The sequence below is a fragment of the Streptomyces sp. NBC_01283 genome, assembly GCF_041435335.1.
Taxonomy (GTDB): Bacteria; Actinomycetota; Actinomycetes; order Streptomycetales; family Streptomycetaceae; genus Streptomyces.
The window spans coordinates 127276-149145 of the sequence record NZ_CP108430.1; the positions used below are offsets into that span (position 1 = coordinate 127276).

A 21870-nucleotide genomic window follows, 5' to 3' on the forward strand; every position below is an offset into this window, starting at 1 on the left:
CGGATGTCGGGCCGGGACGCACGATCGCTTGTCGACCATTTCCGCACGGTGTTGGGCGAGCACTCGCAGGAGCAGATCTTCCGTTTTCTCGTGGACGGCGAGGGCGAGCCGCAGGCGCTCGGCAACGCCGAACTGGACCTGAGGGCCCGCACGATCGCGGCGGCGCTGCAGGAACGCTTCCCCGCCGGGGAGCGGGCGCTGATCATGTGCCCGGCCGGACTGGACTACGTCACCTCGTTCTTCGCCTGCCTCTACGCGGACGTCGTCGCCGTGCCCGTCTACCCGCCGGACCCGGCGTTCCCGATGCGCACCCTGCCGCGGCTGACCGCCATCGTGGAGGACGCGGAGCCGGCGGTGGTCCTCGCCCCTGCCGCGACCATCGCCCTGGTCGACCGCTTCGCCGAACACGCTCCGGCGCTGCGGAACATCGTCTGGATCGCCGTCGACGACATCGACACCGCGGCCGCCGACGGCTGGCGCGCCCCCGGCACCGAACGCGACGACCTGGCGTTCCTGCAGTACACCTCCGGCTCCACCAGCAGCCCCAAGGGCGTGATGGTCAGCCACGGCAACCTGATGCACAACATCTCCGAGATGAACCGGCAGTTCTTCGGGAACGACCCCGACCAGCACATGGTGAGCTGGCTGCCGCCCTTCCACGACCTCGGCCTGATCATGGGCCTGCTCACCCCCGCGTACGGCGGATACCCGGTCACCTTCATGTCCCCGTACTCGTTCCTGAAGCGGCCGCTGCGCTGGCTGCGGGCCATCTCCGACGTCCGGGCCACCGCGAGCCCCGCGCCGAACTTCGCCTACGACCTCGCGGTGGCCAAGATCACCGAGCAGGACCGGCAGACGCTGGATCTGAGCTCATGGCGCGTCGCCCTCAACGGGGCGGAGCCGGTGCGCAAGCAGACCATGGACCGCTTCTCCCGCACGTTCGCCGAGTGCGGCTACCGGCCCACCACGCACGCCCCGTCCTACGGTCTGGCCGAAGCCACCCTGGTGGTGTCCACCGGGGACCCGGCCGCCGAGCCCGTCCACCGCGACCTGCGCACCGAGGCACTCCTCGCCGGTGTGGCCGAGACCGCGGGACCGGGCGAGGCGGCACGCAACCTGCCCAGTTGCGGCATCTCGTTCCAGGACCAGCAGGTCGCCGTCGTGGACCCGCAGACCCATGCCGCGCTGCCCGCGGGGCGGGTCGGCGAACTGTGGGTGGCGGGACCGAGCGTCGCGCGCGGCTACTGGCGCCGCCCCCAGGCCACCGAGGAGACCTTCCGGGCCCACCTCGACACCGGCGAGGGGCCGTTCCTGCGCACCGGCGACCTGGGTTTCGCCGACGGTGACCAGATCTATGTCACCGGCCGTATCAAGGACGTCGTCATCGTCGCGGGCCGCAACCACTACCCCCAGGACATCGAACGCACCGTGGAGAGCGTCGATCCGGGCCTGCGGGAAGGCTGCGGCGTGGCCGGCGCGCGCGAGATCGACGGTGAGGAACGGCTCATCGTCGTCCAGGAGTACCGCGGCAGCCGCTCGCCCGAGGACCGCGCACGGGTCATCGACGCGATACGCACCGAGGTCGCCCACGAGCACGGTCTTCAGCCGTTCATCGTCGCACTCACCCGCACCGGTACGGTGCCCAAGACCTCCAGCGGCAAGCTGCAGCGCGCGGCCTGCCTCGACGCGCTCCTGGCAGGAACCGCGGAGCCGCTCGCGCTGTGGCGCGCGGACGAGGCAAAAGCGGGCCGGGTGCCCGAGGAGGCACCGGGCGCGAGCAAGGACGTGACGGAGCGTCCCGCGCCAAACGCCCGCGAGATCGAACAGTGGCTGCGCCAGTCGCTGGCTGCCGCGACCGGACGACAGGTCGCCACCATCGATCCGGACGTGCCCTTCGCCGGCTACGGACTGCGTTCCGTCGAACTGGTCTCCATCGTCGGCGAGTTGGAGCAGCATCTCGGCGTTCCCCTGCAGCCCGGCATCGTCTGGGAACACCCCACCGCGGCCAAGCTCGCCGCCCACCTGGCAGGGTCGGCCGCCGACTCCCCGGCGCCCTCGCTCGCCGAGCCCGCCACCACCCTCACGGCCCCGGTGCCTGCCGCGGCGCCCGCCGGGGCAGCGGGGCAGGGCGCGGACGAGCCGATCGCCATCATCGGGATCGGCTGCCGCTTTCCCGGCGGGGTGGACGGCCCCGACAGCTTCTGGCAGCTGTTGACCGAGGGCCGCGACGCGGTCACCGAGGTTCCCGCCGACCGGTGGAGCACCGAGGAGTTCACCGACGCCGATCCGGCGGCCCCCGGCCGCACGACCAGCCGCTGGGGCGGTTTCGTCGAGGGCGTCGACCAGTTCGACTCGGGTTTCTTCGGCATCTCGCAGCAGGAAGCCGCCCGCATGGATCCGCAGCAGCGGCTGCTCGCGGAGGTCTCCTTCGAGGCCCTGGAGAACGCGGGCGTGCCCACCGCGTCGCTGTCCGGCACGCAGACCGGGGTGTTCATCGGCATCTCCACGTTCGACTACGCCACCGGCCAGTTGAACGACCTCGACGCCATCGACGCCTACACCGGAACCGGCAGCGCGCTGAGCATCGCCGCGAACCGGCTCTCGTATCTGCTGGATCTGCGCGGTCCGAGCATGGCGGTCGACTCCGCCTGCTCCTCCTCGCTGGTGGCCGTGCTCCAGGCGTGCACCAGCCTGAGCCGGGGCGACTGCGACCTGGCCGTCGCGGGCGGCGTCAACCTGGTGCTCTCCCCCGCGTTCGCCATCAACTTCAGCAAGGCGGGCGTCATGTCCGCCGAAGGCCGGTGCAAGCCGTTCGACGCGAGTGCCGATGGCTACGTGCGTTCCGAGGGCGCCGGCGTGGTGATACTCAAACCGCTCAGCCGGGCTCTGGCCGACGGCGATCCGGTACACGCCGTGATCCGCGGCGGCGCCGTCAATCAGGACGGAGCGAGCAACGGGCTGATGGCGCCCAACCCGAAGGCCCAGCAGGCAGTGGTACGTGCTGCCCACGCCAGGGCCGGGGTGCGCGCCGCGGACATCGCCTACGTGGAGGCGCACGGCACCGGCACCATCCTCGGGGACCCCATCGAGGCCAAGGCGCTGGGAGGTGTGCTCGGCGACGGTCGTGCCGCGGACCGGCCCTGCCTGATCGGCTCGGTGAAGTCCAACCTCGGCCACATGGAGGCCGCCGCCGGAATCGGAGGGCTGATCAAGACCGCCCTCATGGTCCGCCATCGCATGGTGCCGCCGACGCTGCACTACCGCGCGCCCAACCCGCACATTCCCTTCGACGAGCTCCCGGTCCGCGTCGCCGACACCCTTCAGCCGTGGCCGGCCACGGCTGCCCCGGCTCTGGCCGGCGTCAGTTCCTTCGGTTTCGGCGGCACCAACGCCCACCTGGTGGTGGAGGAACCGCCACCGGCCGCCGCTCCCGCCCACTCCCCCTCCGAGGGCGCCGCGCTGCTGACCGTCTCCGCCCGGGACGAGCAGGCCCTGCGTGATCTCGCCGCCCGTTACGCGGACAAGCTCACCGGCGCGACGCCCGTACGTGACGTCACGGCGGCCGCCGCGGTCCGCCGCACCCACCACGAGCACCGGCTGGCCTGCGTGGGCGCCGATGCCCCCGAACTGCGCACGGCGCTGGCCGCGTTCGGCCGCGGGGAGAGTGTCACCGGGCTCAGCACCGGGGTGCGCCGGGCCGGCCAGCAGTCGAAACCGGTGTTCGTCTTCTCCGGACAGGGGCCCCGCTGGTGGCCGCTGGCCGCCGAGCTGCTCACCGGTGACCTCGCCGCGGAGCAAGCCTTCAGCGCCGTACTGGAGCGGGCGGACACGCTGCTGCGCCGGCACACCGACTGGTCGCTCCTGGACCAGCTCGCAGCCGACCCGGCACGTTCCCGGCTGCTCGACACCGCGGTCGGCCAGCCCGCTCTCACCGCCGTCCAGATCGCGCTCGCCGCTCTGTGGCGCTCCTGGGGCATCGAGCCCGCCGCCGTCGTCGGACACAGCGTGGGTGAGATCGCCGCGGCCCATGTGGCGGGTGCGATCTCCCTGGAGGACGCCCTCCTGATCGCCCTGCACCGCGGCACGGCTCTGCACGCCGCCACCGGCAAGGGCCGGATGGCTGTCGCGGGCGTCTCCCTGGACGAGGCCCGCACGCTGCTCGCCGAGCGCGCCCCGGGGCCGGTGTGGATCGCTGCCGCCAACAGTCCCGGCTCCACCGTCTTCTCCGGCGAGAACGACGCCCTGGAGACGTTCGCCAAGTCCCTGGCCGACGACGGTCTGTACTGCAAGGTCCTCGAGTCCGTGGAGTTCGCCTCCCACTGCCCCCTGATGGAGCCCGTCGCCTCCGAACTGTGGCGGGTCCTTGCCCCCTTGCGGCCCCGGCCCACCGCCATCCCGATGATCTCCACCGGCACCGGGGAGATCGTGCCCGGTGACCGGCTCGACGCCGAGTACTGGGCGTCCAACCTCACCCGGCCGGTCTTGTTCGACACCGCCGTCACCGCGCTCGCCGACACCGGCCACAACGTGTTCGTCGAGGCGTCACCTCACCCGATGCTCACCGACGCCGTCACCGAACGCCTTGCCTCGTACGACGACGGGGTCGCCGTATCGTCCCTGCGCCGGGATCAGCCGGGCCGCGCCACCGTGCTCGGCGAACTCGGCCGCCTGTACACCGCCGGCCACCAGATCGACTGGAGGCGGGTGCACGGTCCCGCCGGGCCGATGACCGATCTGCCCGCCTATCCCTGGCAGCGCACCCGCAGCTGGCGCGAGCTGCGTCCGGCAGGCCGGTCCGCGCACCGTGGCCATCCGGCGCTGCGCGAGCGCACCGTGTCGGCGCTCTCACCGCACGCCGTCCACTGGTCGGCCCCGGTGGACCTCGCCGAGTTCCCCTACTTGACGGACCATCAAGTCGGTGGCAGTCCCGTGCTGCCCGCCGCCCTGATGCTGGACGCGGCGCTCGGCGCTGCCCGCGACCACCTCGACGACGGCGCTGTTCTGCACGATGTCGCCTTCACCCGGCTCTCCGTGGTGCCCGAACAGGCCGACGGGTCCACGCTGCAGCTCACGCTGGTGCCCGCGACGGCCGACACCGCGACGGTGCGCCTGTTCACCCGGTCCGGCGCCGGGGAGGACTGGACCGAAGCCGCACGGGCGGGCGTGCGCCGAACCGCTCCCGTCGCCACGGCCGAGCCTCTCGCCCCCGTCCGCACACGCTGTGCCACGTCGGTCCCGTCCGACGAGCACTACGCCGCCCTGCGCCACGCCGGGCTGGCGTACGGGCCCGCCTTCCAGGGCATCGAAGAGCTGTGGCAGGGCCGGGCCGAGGCCGTGGCCCGGCTTCGCGAGCGGAGCGCCCTGACCACCGACCGCGGCAAGCACCCTGTGCACCCGGTCGTGCTCGACAGTGCCCTGCAGGTCCTCAGTGCCGCCCTCGACGCACAGGACCAGCCTCTGGACGCGACGTACGTGCCGGTGGCCGTCGGCGGCTTCACCCTCGTCGGCGACCAGGTCGCCCCCCGCTGGGCGCACGCCGCCGTCACGGCGCCGCAGCCCGGCGCCGACACGATCACCGGTGCTCGCGTCGTCCTGTACGACGCCGAGGGCGCCGCCGTCGGCGAGATCACCGACGTCACCCTGCAGCGTCTGGACCGCACCGAGACCGCGGACCCGCGCGACGAGGCTCTGCTCGATCTCGTCTGGCGCTCCACACCCGCGCCCGCCCCAGCCCTCCAGCAGCCGCCGGGCAGCTGGCTGCTCTTCGTCGACCAGGCCCGCACCACCGCGGGTCTCGCCGACGCGCTGCGCGCGCACGGCGCCACCTGCCGGACCGTCACCACCGGCCCGGCCTACCGCAAGGTCGGCCCGGACCACTACGAGATCGATCCGGGCAGCCGGGAGGACATCGCGGCGCTGCTGGCCGATCTCACCGCCTCGGGCACCGGCCCGGACGGCATCGTGCACGGCTGGTCCCTCGACATCGGCCTTCCCGAGGAGGGCGACGGCCGGCCACCGGCGAGCGCGGCCGGCGATGCCGGTCTGCCGGTGCTCCGTCTCGTGCAGGAACTCGCGCTGGCCGGTCAGGACCCCGCGCCCCGCCTCGTGCTGCTCACCCGGGGCGCCCAGCACGCCGCCGACGGGGACGAACTGAACGTCGGGCAGGCCCCGTTGTGGGGTCTGGCCCGGGTGATCGGACTGGAGCACACCGAACTGCGGAGCTCGGTCATCGATTTGGACCCGGCCAGGCCCGCGGAGGAAGGCGCGCTCCTGCTCGCCGAGGTGCTGGGCTCCGGCGACAACGACCAGGTCGCTCTGCGGGGCGCTGTCCGTCTGACGCCCGCACTGCAGCCCTGGGCGCCCACCGACGATCCGGGCCAGGGCCCTCGCCCCGCCTGGAACTTCGACGCCGCACGCGACGGGAACCACCACCTGCTGGCCGCCCGTCCCGGCAGTCTCACCAGCCTCCGCCCCACCTGGTGGCACCGCACTCCGCCGGGTCCGGGTCAGGTCGAGGTCGAGGTCACCGCCGCGGGCCTGAACTTCAGTGATGTGCTCAAGGCCCTCGGCTCCTACCCGGGTGCCGAAGGGGTCGTGCCGCTCGGTGCCGAATGCGCCGGCCGGGTCACCGCTGTCGGTGAGGGCGTCAGCGCGCCACAGGTCGGCGACCGGGTCATCGCCGCCGGCCCCGGCAGCATGGCGGCCTTCATCACGCTCGACGCGCAGTTGGTGGCCCCCGCTCCCCCGGCACTCGACGACGAGCAGGCCGCCGCCGTGCCCATCGCGTTCCTCACCGCCGTCCACGGCCTGGAGCGGTTGGCCCGGCTCGGCGAGGGCGAGAGCGTCCTCGTCCATTCCGCGACCGGAGGTGTCGGGCTCGCCGCACTCCAGGTCGCCCGCCGCCGCGGTGCCCGCGTGTTCGCCACGGCCGGCACTCCGGCCAAGCGGGATCTGCTGCGCGGTCTCGGTGTCGAGCACGTCATGGACTCCCGCACCCTCGACTTCGCCGAGGAGATCAGGGCGCTCACCGGCGGCCGCGGGGTCGATGTGGTCCTCAACTCCTCGTCCGGCGAGGCACTGGTCCGCTCCCTGGATCTGGTCGCGCCCGGTGGGCGCTTCGTGGAGATCGGCAAGCGCGACATCTACGACAACAGCCACATCGGCCTGGAGTTCTTCAAAGGCAACCGGGCCTTCATGGCCGTCGACCTGGAGCACACCATCCGCGAGGAGCCGGAGCGGGTCGCCGGCTTGTTCGCCGACGTCGTCGAGGGCTTCGACCGCGGGGAGTTCACGGCCCTGCCCATCACCACGCACCCCTTCGCCGACGCCCCCGCGGCCTTCACCGCGATGGCCAAGGCCCGCCACACCGGCAAGCTCGTACTGCTACCGGCTGCCAACGAATCGGTGACGACCGCTGTGGGCGCCGCACCGGTGCGCCCCTCCGGCACCTATCTGATCACCGGCGGCCTCGGCGCGCTGGGCCTGGAGACGGCCCGCTACCTCGTGGGCCAGGGCGCCCGCCATGTGGTCCTGGTCGGCCGCAATGCCCCGGGACCGCATGCCGAGGCCGTCCTCGCCGAACTGCGTACCCGGGCCGAGGTCGTCGTCACCGCCGCCGATGTGTCCCGACGCGGCGCGGTGGACGACCTGCTCGCCCGCCTGGACGGCTCCCTGCCGCCCCTGGCCGGCGTCGTGCACGCCGCGGGCATTCTCGACGACGGCCTGCTCACCGGCCTTGCCCCGGAGCGGTTCCGGTCAGTCGCGGGCCCGAAGTCGGCCGCTGCCTGGCATCTGCACCAGGCCACGTCGGACCGCGACCTCGACTTCTTCGTCCTGTACTCCTCGGCCGCCGCCGTTCTCGGCTCGGCCAGTCAGGGCAACTACGCGGCGGCGAGCGCCTTCGTCGACGCGTTGGCCCATCACCGGCGCTCCCTGGGCCTGCCCGCGCTGAGCATCGACTGGGGCCCCTGGGCACAGATCGGCCTCGCGGCCCACCCGGACCGCGGTGGGTCCCTGGCCGCCCGCGGCATCGAGAGCATCAGCCCCGATCAGGGCATCGCCGCTCTCGACCGGCTGCTGAGCAGCTCCGCCGCCCAGGTGTGCGTCCTGCCGCTGGATCACGAGCGGGTGCGCGGCCATCACGGCGGAGGCCTGCTGCGCACCCTCGTCGACGACGGGGGCCAGGACACGCAGGGTGCCGCGGGACCGCAGGACGAGATACGCCGCCTGATGCTCGCGGTCGAACCCGGCCGGCGCCGCAGGGCCGTACTGACCGAGCACGGGCGAGCGGTCGCCGCCCGCGTCATCGGAGCGGATCCGGCCAGGATCGACACCAGCGCCCCGATCACCGGCATGGGCTTCGATTCGCTGCTCTCCCTGGAGCTGCGCAAGTCCCTGGAGTCGTCGCTGGGCATCCAGTTGCCCTCCACCGTCACCTGGCGCTTCCCGACCATCGACGCCCTGGTGCCGTACCTGGCCGACCGGATGGGGATCCAGCTGGAGTCCCACCAGGAGCTGGGCGGGGACCGGGCAGACCCTCCCGCCGTTCCGGCAGGACCCGTACCGGCTTCCTCGGCCACCGAGAACGCCCACGGGATCGCCGCGGACGAATCCGTGGACCTCGACTCGATGTCCGCCGCGGAACTCGGAGCACTCCTGATGGCCAAAACCACACAGATCGACGAGGGGGCCCAGCGATGACGCCGGGACAGGACCTGACAGCGGCCGACACGCTCAAGCGCGCCTACCTGACGATGGAGCGCCTCCAGCGGCAGGTCGCGGAGTACGAGCGGGCACGCTCCGAGCCCATCGCCATCGTGGGCACCGGCTGCCGCCTCCCCGGCGGCGTGACCGACGCCGCCTCCTACTGGCGCATGCTGGCGGAGGGCACCGACACGGTGGGTCAGATACCCGCCGGGCGGTGGGACCACGAGTCGTTCTACGACGAGGAGGCCGGGAAGCCGGGGAAGGTCTACACCCGCTCCGGCGCGTTCCTCGACGACCTCGAGCACTTCGACCACGACTTCTTCGGCATCTCCCAGCGCGAGGCCGCGGCGATGGACCCGGCCCAGCGGCTGAGCCTGCGGGTGTGCTGGGAAGCCCTGGAGAACGCGGGTCACGCGCCGTCAGGACTGGCGGGCAGCCGTACCGGTGTGTTCCTGGGCGCGGCCTCCTGGGACTACATCACCGCCCAGTTGCGCCACCCCGAGGACGTCAGCGCCTACACCAGTTCCGGCGCCGCGATGTCCTTCATACCGGCCCGCATCGCCTACCTCCTCGATCTGCGCGGCCCGAACCTCACCGTCGACTCGGCCTGCTCCGCCTCGCTCCTGGCCGTCCACCAGGCGTGCCAGAGCCTGCGCCTCGGTGAATGCGACATGGCCCTGGCCGGTGGCGTCAACGTGGTGCTCTCACCGATGCTGATGATCTCCCAGTCGCAGTTCGGCTCGGTCTCCCGGCAGGGCCGCGCCATGACCTTCTCCGACAGCGCCGACGGCTATGTCCGCGGCGAGGGCTGTGGCGTGGTGGTACTCAAGCGGCTGTCCGACGCCCTGCGTGACAAGGACCGTGTGCTCGCGGTCGTGCGCGGCGGCGCGGTCAACCAGGACGGCCGGAGCGCGGGTATCACCGCGCCGAACGGCGCCGCGCAGCGCGATGTGTTCCAGCGCGCCCTGGACGCGGCGGGAGTGCGGGCCGATCAGGTCGGCTACATCGAGACCCACGGCACGGGCACCCGCCTCGGAGACCCCATCGAGGCCGAGGCACTCGCCGATGTGTATGGCCGCGAGCACGGATCTCCGGTCTATCTCGGCGCCGTCAAGACCAACATCGGCCACCTGGAGGCGGCCGCCGGCATCGCGGGGCTCATCAAGGCCGCGGTGTGCCTGGAGCGCGGCGAGATCCCGCCGAACCTGCATTTCGACCGGCTGAACTCCAACATCTCCTTCGACGGCACGACCTTCCAGGTGCCCACCTCTCTGACCCCGTGGCCGCACACCGACGGCCGCCGGACGGCCGCGGTCAGCAGTTTCGGGCTGAGCGGCACCAACGTCCACCTGATCCTGGAGCAGGCGCCGCAACCGTCGGCGCCGCCCGCCGAGGACGACCGCAGGCCCGCCTCGGTCCTGGCGCTGTCCGCCCGCAGCGAGAGCGCGCTCACCGCGCTCGCCGGCCGCTACGCCGACCGTCTTGCCGACGAGGGCACCTCACTGGCGGACGTGTGTCACGCGGCGGGCACCGGCCGCTCCCACTTCCGGCACCGTCTCGCCGCCGTCGGCTCCAGCCGCGAGGAGGTCGCCGGTCAGCTCGCCGCCTTCGCCCGCGGCGAGAGCGCGCCCGGCCTGGCGCAGGGTGAGGGGGACAACTCCGAGGTCGTGTTCGTCTTCACGGGCCAGGGAGCCCAGCGTCCCGGAATGGCCCGAAGCCTGTACGACACTCAGCCCACGTTCCGGCGGGCGGTCGACGAATGCGCCGAGATCCTGCTCCCGCTGCTCGAAAAGCCGCTGCTGTCCGTCCTGTTCCCCGACGACGCCGACGACCAGCAGATCAACGACACCGCCTATGCCCAGCCCGCCACGTTCGTCGTCGAGTACGCCATGGCCGAGCTGTGGCGGTCCTGGGGCATCACGCCCGCCGCCGTGCTCGGCCACAGTTTCGGCGAGTGTGTCGCGGCCTGTGTGGCGGGGGCCATGTCCCTGCGGGACGGGCTGACCTTCGCGGTGGAACGCGCCCGCCTCATCCAGGAGTTCTCGCTGCCCGGCACCATGGCCGCGATCTTCGCATCCGAGGAGGAGGTCGCCGCCGAGCTCGCCGCGCACCCGGGGCGGATCGCCATCGCCGCGGTCAACGGCCCCGCGAACATCGCGGTCTCCGGCGAGCGTGACCTCGTCGAGGCCGTGTGCGCCGCGTTCAGCGCCCGCGGTGTCAAGGCCAAGCGGCTGCACATCGCGTCGGCCGGACACTCCCCGCTGATGGACCCCGTGCTCGAGCCGCTGCGCCGCGCTGCCCAGCAGATCACTTTCACCGCCCCGCGCATTCCCCTGATCTCCAACGTCACCGGCGAGTTGTGGCCCTGGGACAAGGCGCCGGATCCCGACTACTGGTGCCGGCACGTCCGCGGAACCGTCCGGTTCACCGACGGTGTGCGCACCCTGCGGTCCATGGGTTATCACACCTTCGTGGAGGTCGGCCCCGCCCCCACGCTGCTGGGCGTGATCAGCGACGCCCTGCCGCCGGGCCACGACGACCTGCTGCTGCCCAGCCTGCGGCCCAAGCAGGACGACTGGGAGGTCCTGCTGGGCACGGTGGCCGAGCTGTACGCGGCCGGCGCCCCCATCGACTGGACCGGCTTCGACCGCGACTACACCCGCGCCAACGTGGCCGTGCCCACGTACCCGTTCGATCCGGTCCGCTGCTGGCAGCCCCCGCGCCCGTGGGACGGCACCGCGGCGGCGCCCGCCGAGGACAGGGGCGACGCGCCGGCCGTGAACGGCTCCGGTGACCGCCGCTCCCGCTCCAGCCGCCGGTCCTCGCGCGGCCGGCGCCGCGCGAGCCGTATCTCCACGGCCGCCGAGCTGCTGGCGCTGGGTGAGACCGAGCGTCTCGACACCCTCTGCGCCCAGTTCGTGCTCAGCGTCAAGGACGTCCTGGGCTCCGCTTCCACCGATGTCGGCGTGGACGATCCGCTGACCGGCTTCGGCCTGGACTCCCTGATGGCCGTCGAACTGCGCAACGAGATCCAGAGCAGGCTCGGCCTGACCCTGCAGATCACCGACTTCCTGGGCGGCGCGACCATCGCAAGCGTCGCCAGGAGCATCGTCAAGGAGCTTGCCGTGATCGGTGGCAGCGGCTTGGCGGGCACAGGGCACGACGGCTCCGGGGCACCCGCTGCGATCCAGCGAATGCCCCGGGCCGTCGATGCCGCAACGGCACTACTCGACGAACTGACCAGCTCCGCTTCCGCGTCCGGCCAGGAGAAGCACTCGTGACCGATGACCTCGCCGGGCGCCTCGCCGCCCTGACTCCCGAAGAGCGGGCCCGGTTCGACGCCCTGCTCGCCGAACACTCGGCCGAGGTGACGTTCCCGCTGGCCGTACTGCAGCGCGGCACGTGGTTCCTCGAACAGCTCCGGCCCCGCAACCCCGGCTACATCGTTCCGGGCGCCGTGCGCGTCGAAGGCCCCATCGACACCGGCCTGCTGCGTACCGCCGTCGCCGAGATCGTGCGGCGGCACGAGGCCCTGCGCACCACCTTCCAGTCGCGGGACGGCGCGCCGGTCCAGGTCGTCCACCATCACCTCGCGATCGATGTCCCGGAGACCGACCTCAGCGACCCGCACCACACCGATGCCGACCGCCAGAAGTGGATCGACGACGCCCTCGCCGAACCCTTCGACATCGACACCGGCCCGCTGCTGCGGGTGCGCCTGCTGCGTACCGGGCCCGACCGGTCGGTGCTGGTCGTCGCGATGCATCATCTCGTCTCGGACCGCTGGTCCCTCGCGGTCTTTCTGAACGAACTGTCCGAGCTGTACGAGGCGTTCGCCGCCGGCTCCACTCCACAGCTGGGTGAACTCGCCATCCAGTACGGGGACTTCGCCTCCTGGCAGCAGCAGCAGATCGGCGGTGACGGCTGGCGGCAGGGCCTGGCCTACTGGCGCGAGCATCTCGCCGGCGCGCCGGCCGTACTCGACCTGCCCACCGACCGGCCCCGCCCGGCCGTGCAGGGCTTCAACGGCGGCTCCGTGCCCGTCGATCTGCCGCCCGCTCTGATCGGTGAACTGGCCGCGCTGGCCGGGCGGCATGGGGCGACGCCGTACATGGCGCTGCTCACCGTCTTCAAGATTCTGCTGCACCGCTATACCGGCCAGGACGACCTCGTCGTCGGTGTGCCCACCGCGCTGCGTGGGCACGCCGAGGTCGAACCGCTCATCGGCTACTTCGTCAACACCTTGCCCATCAGGGCGGACCTGTCCGGCGGCCCCAGCTTCGAAGCGGTCCTCACCCGCGTCCGCGACGCCTGTTTCGGCGCGTACGCCCACCAGGACATTCCTTTCGAACTGATCGTCGCCGACCTCAACACCGCCCGGGATCTCAGCCGTCCTCCGGTGTACCAGGTCAGCTTCAGCTACGGCCGGGAACCGGTGCCGACGCTCGCCATGGCCGGCGCCCGCCTCACCCGGCTGCCGGTCCGGAGCGAAGGTGCCCGCTTCGATCTGGAACTGCAGGCGTTCGACACGGACGGGGGTGTCACCGGCTGGTTCGAGTACGACCGCGACCTCTTCGACGAGGAGACCGTCGTGCGCCTCGCGGGTCACTTCCGTCGCCTGATCGAGCAGATCGTGGCCCGCCCCGACGCTCCCGTCGCCGACCTGGACCTCCTCGACGCGGCGGAACACCACCGCGTCGTCAGCGAGCTCAACGCCACCGACCGGCAGTGGCCCGACGGGCTGGTGCACGAACGCATCGAGGAGCAGGCGCGCCGCACCCCTGACGCCGAAGCCGTCCGCTACGCGGGTACGTCGCTGACCTACGCCGAGCTGAACGAGCGGGCCAACCGTCTCGCTCACCTGCTGTGCGGACGCGGCGTGGGCCGGGACGTCCTCGTCGGCGTGGCCGCGGAACGCTCCCTGCAGCTCGTGGTCGCCCTGCTGGCCGTCCTCAAGGCGGGCGGGGCGTACGTCCCCCTCGACACCGGGCTGCCGCCCGCCCGGCTGGCCGCCATCGTCGAGGACGCCCGGCCCCCCGTGGTGCTCACCCACGGCGGTTCGGCCGGCCGGCTGCCCGAACTCGACTGCCCCGTGCTGCGCATGGAGGATCTCGACGCCGAACTGGCCGCGCAGTCCCCGGAGAATCCGGACGCGGCCGTGGACGGCGAGGACCTGGCGTACGTCATCTTCACCTCCGGGTCGACGGGTCGGCCCAAAGGCGTGATGAATGTGCACGCCGCCCTGCGCAACCGGCTGCTGTGGATGCAGGACGCCTACGGCCTGGACGCCTCCGACCGGGTGCTGCAGAAGACGCCGTTCTCCTTCGACGTGTCGGTGTGGGAGTTCTTCTGGCCCCTGATGACCGGTGCCGCCCTCGTGATGGCCCGGCCCGACGGGCACCGTGACAGCTCCTACCTCGCCGAGACGATCGCCGCGGAGCAGATCACCACGATCCACTTCGTTCCGTCCATGCTGCAGCTCTTCCTGTCCGAGCCGCCGGATCGCTCGGCGGGTCTGCGGCGCGTCTTCTGCAGCGGCGAGGAACTGTCCCGCGACCTCCACGACCGCTTCCTCGGCCTGCACACGGCCGAGCTGCACAATCTGTACGGCCCCACCGAGGCCGCGATCGACGTCACCGCCTGGCACTGCCGGCCGCAGGACGACCCCCGCCCGGTCCCCATCGGCCACCCCATCGCCAACACCCGCATGTACGTGCTCGACCGCCACGACCGGCCTGTTCCGGCCGGAGTCGCCGGTGAGCTGTGCATCGGCGGACGGGGGCTGGCCCGCGGCTACCTGAACCGCCCGGAACTGACCGCCGAGCGCTTCACGGACGACCCGTTCGTCCCCGGGGCCCGTATCTACCGCACCGGCGACCTGGCACGGCACCGCGCGGACGGCGCGCTGGAGTTCCTGGGCCGTCTCGACCACCAGGTCAAGCTCCGTGGCCAGCGCATTGAACTGGGTGAGATCGAGGCCGTGCTGACGCGGCATGGCGCCGTGCGCGAAGCAGTGGTGGTCGCCCACGAGCACTCCCCCGGCGATGTCCGGCTGGCCGCCTATGTCACCCCCGCGCGCGCCGACAGGCCCGGAGCCGGTGATCTCGCCTCCCATCTGCGCGAGCAGCTGCCGGAGTACATGGTCCCTGCCTCCTTCACCGTGCTCGACGCTCTGCCACTGACGCCCAGCGGCAAGACGGACCGCAAGGCTCTGCCTGTGCCGCAGACCGACCGGCCCGACCTCAGGACCCGGTTCGTCGCCCCCAAGGACGGCCTGGAGCAGACGCTTGCCGACATGTGGCGCGGTCTGCTGGGTGTCGAGCGCGTAGGGCTGCGCGACAACTTCTTCGACCTCGGCGGGCACTCCCTGCTCATGGCCGAGTTCCGGACCGCTCTTGCCTCAGCGCTCGGCCACGAACTGACCATGGTCGAACTGTTCCAGCACCCCACCATCGAATCCCTCGCCGGCCGCCTCGGCGGCACGCGCGGCACGCCCGGGGCCGCCGGCCAGGGCGCCAGGCAACGCGCACAGAACCGACGTCAGTCCCGTAACCGGCGGCAACAGGCGGCCGAACGCCGGGCTTCCTCTCGCGGAGACAGGTGATCCACGTGGCACAGCAACACCAGGAGCAGGGCCAGGAGCAGGGCCAGGACCTCGATCGCATTGCCATCATCGGCATGGCGGGCCGCTTCCCCGGCTCGGGCGACGTGGAGGCCCTGTGGACCAATCTCGAACAGGGCCGCGAGGGCATCACCGTCTTCACCGACGAGGAACTTGCCGAAGCCGGCGTGGACCCCGAACTGCTGGCCCGGGACGACTACGTACGGGCCAAGGGCGCGCTGGATGACGCCGACCTGTTCGACGAGGGCTTCTTCGGCTACAGCCCACGCGAGGCCGAGCTCCTCGACCCCCAGCACCGCGTCTTCCTCGAATGCGCCTGGCACGCACTGGAGTCCGCCGGTGTCGACCCGGCCCGCTTCGACGGCCGCATCGGCGTCTTCGCGGGCGCGGGCCTCAACACGTATCTGTTGTTCAACCTCATGAACAACCAGCAGGTCCTGGACGCCTCCGGCATGTACCAGGTGATGCTCGCCTCCGACAAGGACTTCCTGGCCACGCGTGCCGCGTACAAGCTGGGCCTCACGGGTCCGGCGATCACCGTCCAGACGGCCTGCTCCACCTCTCTGACCGCGGTGCATCTCGCCTCCCAGAGCCTGCTCAACGGCGAGTGCGACATCGCCCTGGCCGGCGGCGTGTCCGTGAGCTCCCCGCTGCACGGCGGCTACACGTACGAGCCCGGCGGCATCCTCTCCCCGGAAGGCACCTGCCGGGCCTTCGACGCCGATGCCGAGGGGACGGTGCCCGGCAACGGAGTCGGCATCGTCGTCATGCGGCGCCTCGCCGACGCCCGAGCCGACGGGGACAGCATCGACGCGGTCGTCCTGGCCAGCGCCGTCAACAACGACGGTTCGCTGAAGGCCGGTTACACGGCGCCCGGCGTCGACGGCCAGGCCGAGGTCGTCGCCGAGGCGCTGGCCCTGGCCGACATCGACCCCGCCACCGTCGGCTACGTCGAGACCCACGGCACCGGTACGCCGATCGGCGACCCCATCGAGCTGGCCGCTCTCACGCGTGCCTACGGCACGGGCGCCGACGACCGGGACCGCTGTGCCATCGGCTCGGTCAAGAGCAACGTCGGTCATCTCGACGCCGCCGCCGGTGTGACCGGACTGATCAAAGCGGCTCTCGCCCTCAAGCACGAGGCCATCCCGCCGACCCTGCACTGGGAGCGGCCCAACCCCGGCCTTGAGCTGGAGTCCGGCCCGTTCTACGTGAACACCGCGTTGCGTGCCTGGCCGCGCGAGGACGAGCCGCGCCGGGCCGGAGTCAGCTCCTTCGGCATCGGCGGCACGAACGTCCATGTCGTCCTGGAAGAGGCCCCGGCCGAGCAGCCGCGACAGCGCGCCGACGGAGCGGGCGACGCCACGGCGCAGGTCCGTCCCCAGCTGCTGCCGCTGTCGGCGAAGTCGGCGCCCGCGCTCGCCGAGGCCGCCGGGCGCCTGGCCGATCATCTGGAGGCAGCTCCGGACGTCGCCCTGGACGCCGCCGCCCATACCCTGGCCCACCGGCGAGCCCAGTTCGCCCACCGGGGCGCCGTCGTCGCCTCCACGACCGGCGAGGCGGTCTCCGCGCTGCGGCGGCTGGCACAGGCCCCGCCCCCGGTCGCCTCCTCGGACGACGCTCCGGTCGCGTTCCTCTTCCCCGGGCAGGGCGCGCAGTACCCCGGGATGGCCCGCGGCCTGTACGACCGGCAGGGCGTCTTCGCCTCCGAGTTCGACCGCTGCGCGGAGCTGTTCACCCCGTACCTGGGTGAGGACCTGCGTGCCTTGGTGCTCGGCTCGGACGACCCGCGGAACGCCGAACGGCTGCGGCAGACGCGGCTGGCCCAACCGGCTCTGTTCTGCGTGGAGTTCGCCCTGGCCCGGCAATGGCAGTCGATGGGTGTCGAGCCCCGCGCCATGGCCGGTCACAGCATCGGGGAGTACGCCGCCGCCTGTCTGGCGGGCGTGTTCTCGCTGGAGGACGCCGTGCGTCTGGTCGCGGCCCGCGGCCGGCTCGTCCAGGAGATGCCGCGCGGCGCCATGCTCAGCGTCTTCCTTTCCGAGGACGAGACCGTCGCCCGGCTGGGAGAGGGACTGGCCCTCGCCGCCGTCAACTCCACGGCGCTCACCGTGGTCTCCGGCACCCCGCAGGCCGTCGATGCCTTCGAGCAACGGCTCAAGGACGAGGGCGTGGGATGCCGTCGCCTGCACACGTCGCATGCTTTCCACTCCCCTGACATGGACGGTGCTGTGGCCCCGTTCGTCGACGAGGTCCGTGCCGTCACCTTGCGTCCGCCGGAGATTCCCTTCCTGTCGAACGTGACGGGCACCTGGATCACCACCGAGGAGGCGACCAGCCCCGACTACTGGGGCACGCATCTGCGCCTGCCGGTCCGGTTCGGTGACGCGCTCGATGTGCTGCTCGCCGACCCCTTCCTCGTCCCGGTGGAGATCGGCCCCGGCCAGAACCTGGCCAACTTCGTGCGTGCCCACCGGTCCTGGACGCCGGATCGCACCGTCGTGGGTTCCCTGCCCCGTCCCGGTGAGCGCGCCGCCGACGACGCCGCCCATCTGCTCAGCGGCCTGGGGGCAGCGTGGAGCGCCGGTGTCCGCGTTGCCTGGGAGTCCGTCCTGGGCCCCGACGGCCACCGCCCCGTATCCCTGCCCGGCTATCCCTTCCAGCGGCGGCGCTACTGGGTCGAGCCCTCCGGCCGGCCTCGCGCGTTGCGGGGCGCGGAGCCTGCCCGCGCCACCGCGGACAACTGGTTCTACGCTCCCGTCTGGCAGCGCCTGGCCCTGCCCGTCCGGAACGCGGCCGCTGCCACGGGCGACACCTGGATCGTCCTGGGCGCGGGGCTCGACCTCGGTGACGCCGTCGCCGACCATCTGGCCGCCTCCGGCGACCGCGTCGTGCGCGTCACCGCGGGCACCACCCTGGAACACACCGGCGAGGATGCCTGGATCCTGGATCCCGCCGAACGAGACCACCTGGCGGCGCTCGCCTCGTCCCTGGCCGTGCCCCCCGTCGCGGCCGGGGACGGGCAGCGCATTCGCTTCATCCACCTGTGGAGTACCGCTGAAGGGCCCGCGAACGGCGCGGCCCTGGCCCGCGCGCGGCTGGACGCCTCGCGCCGCACCGGCTTCGACAGCCTCTTGGCGCTGGCCCAGGCCCTGGGCTCCGAGCGGCTGCCCGCACCGGTCACCCTCGATGTGCTGTGCGACGGGGTGTACGACGTCACGGGTGATGAAGCGTTGAAGCCCGAGCACGCTCTGCTGCTCGGTGCGGCCACGGTGATCCCCCAGGAGACCGCGGGCATCACCTGCCGTGTCCTGGACATCACGGGCGCCGCCACGGACGAGCAGGCTGTGGACACCGTGCTCAGCGCTTTCCACAGCACCACCAGCACTGAACTCGCCGTGCGCGGACGCCACGTGTGGGCCCGTGCCTTCGACCGGGTGGATTGGATCGCCGACGGCGACGAAGAGCGCACCGCCCTGCGCGAGGGCGGCGTCTACCTCATCACCGGCGGCCTCGGCGGCCTGGGACTGGCGCTCGCCGAGCAGGTGGCGAGCGCTGTCGACCGGCCCGTTCTCGGTCTGCTGGGCCGTTCCAAGTTCCCGGCGCCCGCCGCCTGGGACGCCCACCTCGCCGCGCACGAGGACAGCGATGCCACCAGCATCCGTATCAAGCGGCTGCGGCACCTCGAATCGCTCGGCGCTCGCCTGGTTCTGCTGCGCGCCGATGTCACCGACGAGAAGGAGATGCGCCGGGCCGTCGGCGAGTTGCGGGCCCTCGCAGGCCCCCTCAACGGCGTCGTGCACGCCGCGGGCCTGCCCTCTCAGGGCATGATCGTCACCAAGTCACCGGCCGACGCGGGGCAGGTGCTCGCCGCCAAGACGCACGGGGTGCTCGTCCTGGACGAGGTCTGCCAGGAGGACGGCCTCGACTTCATGTTGCTCTGCTCGTCGGTGACCGCCGTCCTCGGCGGCCCCGGCCAGAGCGACTACGCGGCTGCCAACGCCTTCCTCGACGCGTGGGCCCAGTACAAGCGCCGCGAGAGCGGGCTTCCCGTCACCGCGGTGGGCTGGGACACCTGGCGGGGCGTCGGTATGGCCGCCGGTCTTGACTCCCGGTTCGGCCTGGACTCCGGCACCCCGCTCGACAGCCATCCTCTGCTGCGGCGCCTGGTGCGCTCCACCCCCACGTCCCGCACCTACGCCACGGTCCTCAGTACCGAGGACAGCTGGATCGTCGCCGATCACCGCATCCAGGATTACGGCCTCGTCCCGGGTACCGCCTACCTCGAACTGGTCCGGGCCGCCGTCGCCGAACAAGCGGCCGGGCGGGACATCGAGATCGGCGACGTGCAGTACATGATCCCTGTCGTCGTTCCCGACGGGCAGAGCCGCGAGGTCTTCACCACCATCGAAGAACGCGAGGGCCGGTGGCACTTCGCGGTGCAGAGCCGCACCGGCGCACCCGGAGCGGTGGCCTGGACCGATCACGCACGCGGCACGGTCGCCTTCCCGGAACCCGTGGAGGAGACCGTGCGGGACCTGGACGAGCTGCGCGCCGGCTGCGCGGTGACGGAGGTCCTGGACACCGACGAGTCCATCAAGCTGGGGCTCCGCCTGGACCGGTTCGAGAAGGGCGGGCCGATCGAGTTCTCGTTCGGGCCCCGTTGGCGGTGCATGCGGGAGATCCAGGTCGGACCCGAGCGGGTGATGGCGACCTTGCGACTCGACGAGGAGTACCACGGTGACCTCGACCACTACCTGCTGCACCCGGCCCTGCTCGACGCGGCCGGCGGCACCGCGCGCGTCCACGCCCCCGACACGTACTATCTGCCGTTCAGCTATCGCAGCCTGCGCTTTCACCACGGCCTGACCAGCACCGTCCACGCCTATGTGGAGGTGAAGGGCGCCGGGGACACCGCGGGCGAGACCAGTACGTGCGACATCGAGATCCTCGACCCGGACGGGCGGCTGCTGGTCCGGATCGGTGACTTCACCATCAAGCGGATCAACGACCTGGAGGGTCTGCGCGAGCAGATCACGCGTGCCGCCCAGGCTCCGGCGGCCGAGGTGGACGACGCGCCTTCCGCGGATGCGGGCTCCGGGGTCCTGCGCACCCTCGCCGAGGGGATCACCGAGGGCCAGGGCAAGGACGTCTTCGCCCGGCTCCTCGCCGCTCCCGGGCTGCCGAGCCATCTCCTCGTCTCGCACCGCGACTTCACCGCCGTGCGCGAGCTGGCCAGGTCCTTGACCCCCGAGCTGCTGCAGCAGGAAATGGAGCAGCTCGCTCCGCCCGGCGCCAGCCATCCCCGCCCGGACCTGGAAACGCCGTACGTGGCTCCCCGCTCGGCCCGTGAGCGGGAGGTCGCCGAGGTCTGGCAGGAGATCCTGGGCGTGAACGGGGTCGGCGTCGACGACGACTTCTTCGCCCTCGGTGGCCACTCCTTGGCCGCGGTCCAGATCGGCACCCTTCTGAGGAACCGGCTCGGAGCCGAGCTCGACCTGCGGGCCTTCTTCGAACAGCCCACGGTCGCGCACACCGCCGACCTGCTGGAGGCGGGCCCCCGGCCGGCTGCCGACCGCTTGGAGAACCCCATCGAGGTGCTCAGCCGCGACGAGCCGTCAACGGACCTGGACGCGCTGGCCGAGCTGTCCGACGACGAAGTGGAAGAGGAGCTGCGCCGCCTGCTGACAGGGGAGGACCTGGCCACGGAAGACCAGGAGGGCCGGGCATGAGCACCGCACCCGACCCGGCCGGGACACCGCAGGGCGCCCCGGTGGCGCTGGTGGCGGGCGGCTCCCGCGGAATCGGCCGCGCCGTGGCGCTGCGACTCGCCGAGGACGGCTTCGACGTGGCGGTGTGCTACGCCTCCGACACGGCCGCCGCGGAGAGCCTGGAGAAGGAGATCGGCGCGCTGGGCCGGCGCACGTATGTGCGGCGGACCGATGTCGGCGACAGCCTCGCGGTGGAGGAACTCATCGACGGCATCGAGCGGAATCTCGGGCCGGTCTCCGCGGTGGTCACCTCGGCTGCCGTGCTGCGTGACGGTCCGCTGGCGGCGATGGAGGACGACGACTGGAGCGACGTCCAGCGCGTCAACCTCGACGGGACGTACTACGTCTGCCGGACCGTCATCAACGGAATGATCGAGCGCCGGCGCGGTGCGATCGTGACGATGTCCTCCATCGCCGGTCTGTACGGCAACGCCGGACAGACCAACTACGCCGCGTCCAAGGCCGGGATCATCGGGTTCACCAAGTCCCTGGCCCGCGAGGTCGGCCGGTACGGGATCCGGGCGAACGTGGTCGTGCCCGGCTTCGTCGCGACCGACCCGGTCATGGAGCTGCCGGGCGACCTGCGGGAGCAGTTCCGCCAGCGCATTCCGCTGGGCCGGTTCGGTGAGCCGCACGAGGTGGCCGACCTGGTCTCGTTCCTGCTTTCGGACCGGGCCGCGTACATCACCGGCACGACGTTCCAGATCGACGGCGGCGTGGCTGTCTGACCTGCGCGGACCCACTGCGCACGGAACACGACCAAGGAGAAGC

The 21870-nt window shown here is 72.1% G+C and carries 5 protein-coding genes; all 5 read left to right on the forward strand.

Features of this window, described 5'->3' with window-relative positions; genetic code table 11:
- The first annotated feature begins 3 nt into the window (after positions 1-3).
- Genes OG302_RS00410 through fabG form a run of 5 tightly spaced genes read left to right on the forward strand, consistent with a single transcriptional unit; the run spans position 4 to position 21827 of the window.
- Positions 4-8700 (forward strand): SDR family NAD(P)-dependent oxidoreductase, encoded by an 8697-nt coding sequence (locus tag OG302_RS00410; RefSeq protein ID WP_371524667.1) that lies wholly within the window; start codon positions 4-6, stop codon positions 8698-8700.
- Positions 8697-11987 (forward strand): type I polyketide synthase, encoded by a 3291-nt coding sequence (locus OG302_RS00415; protein ID WP_371524669.1) that lies wholly within the window; start codon positions 8697-8699, stop codon positions 11985-11987. The genes OG302_RS00410 and OG302_RS00415 overlap by 4 nt, the downstream gene beginning before the upstream one ends.
- Complete coding sequence (locus tag OG302_RS00420) at positions 11984-15310, forward strand: amino acid adenylation domain-containing protein (protein WP_371524671.1); 3327 nt, start codon at positions 11984-11986, stop codon at positions 15308-15310. The genes OG302_RS00415 and OG302_RS00420 overlap by 4 nt, the downstream gene beginning before the upstream one ends.
- 5 nt (positions 15311-15315) lie before the next feature.
- The gene (locus OG302_RS00425; RefSeq protein ID WP_371524673.1) at positions 15316-21060 is read left to right on the forward strand and encodes an SDR family NAD(P)-dependent oxidoreductase; all 5745 of its coding nucleotides are present in this window, start codon (positions 15316-15318) and stop codon (positions 21058-21060) included.
- On the forward strand, positions 21057-21827 hold the full coding sequence (gene fabG, locus OG302_RS00430) for a 3-oxoacyl-ACP reductase FabG (RefSeq protein ID WP_371524675.1): 771 nt from the start codon (positions 21057-21059) through the stop codon (positions 21825-21827). Before OG302_RS00425 ends, fabG begins: the two co-directional genes overlap by 4 nt.
- Positions 21828-21870 lie beyond the last annotated feature (43 nt).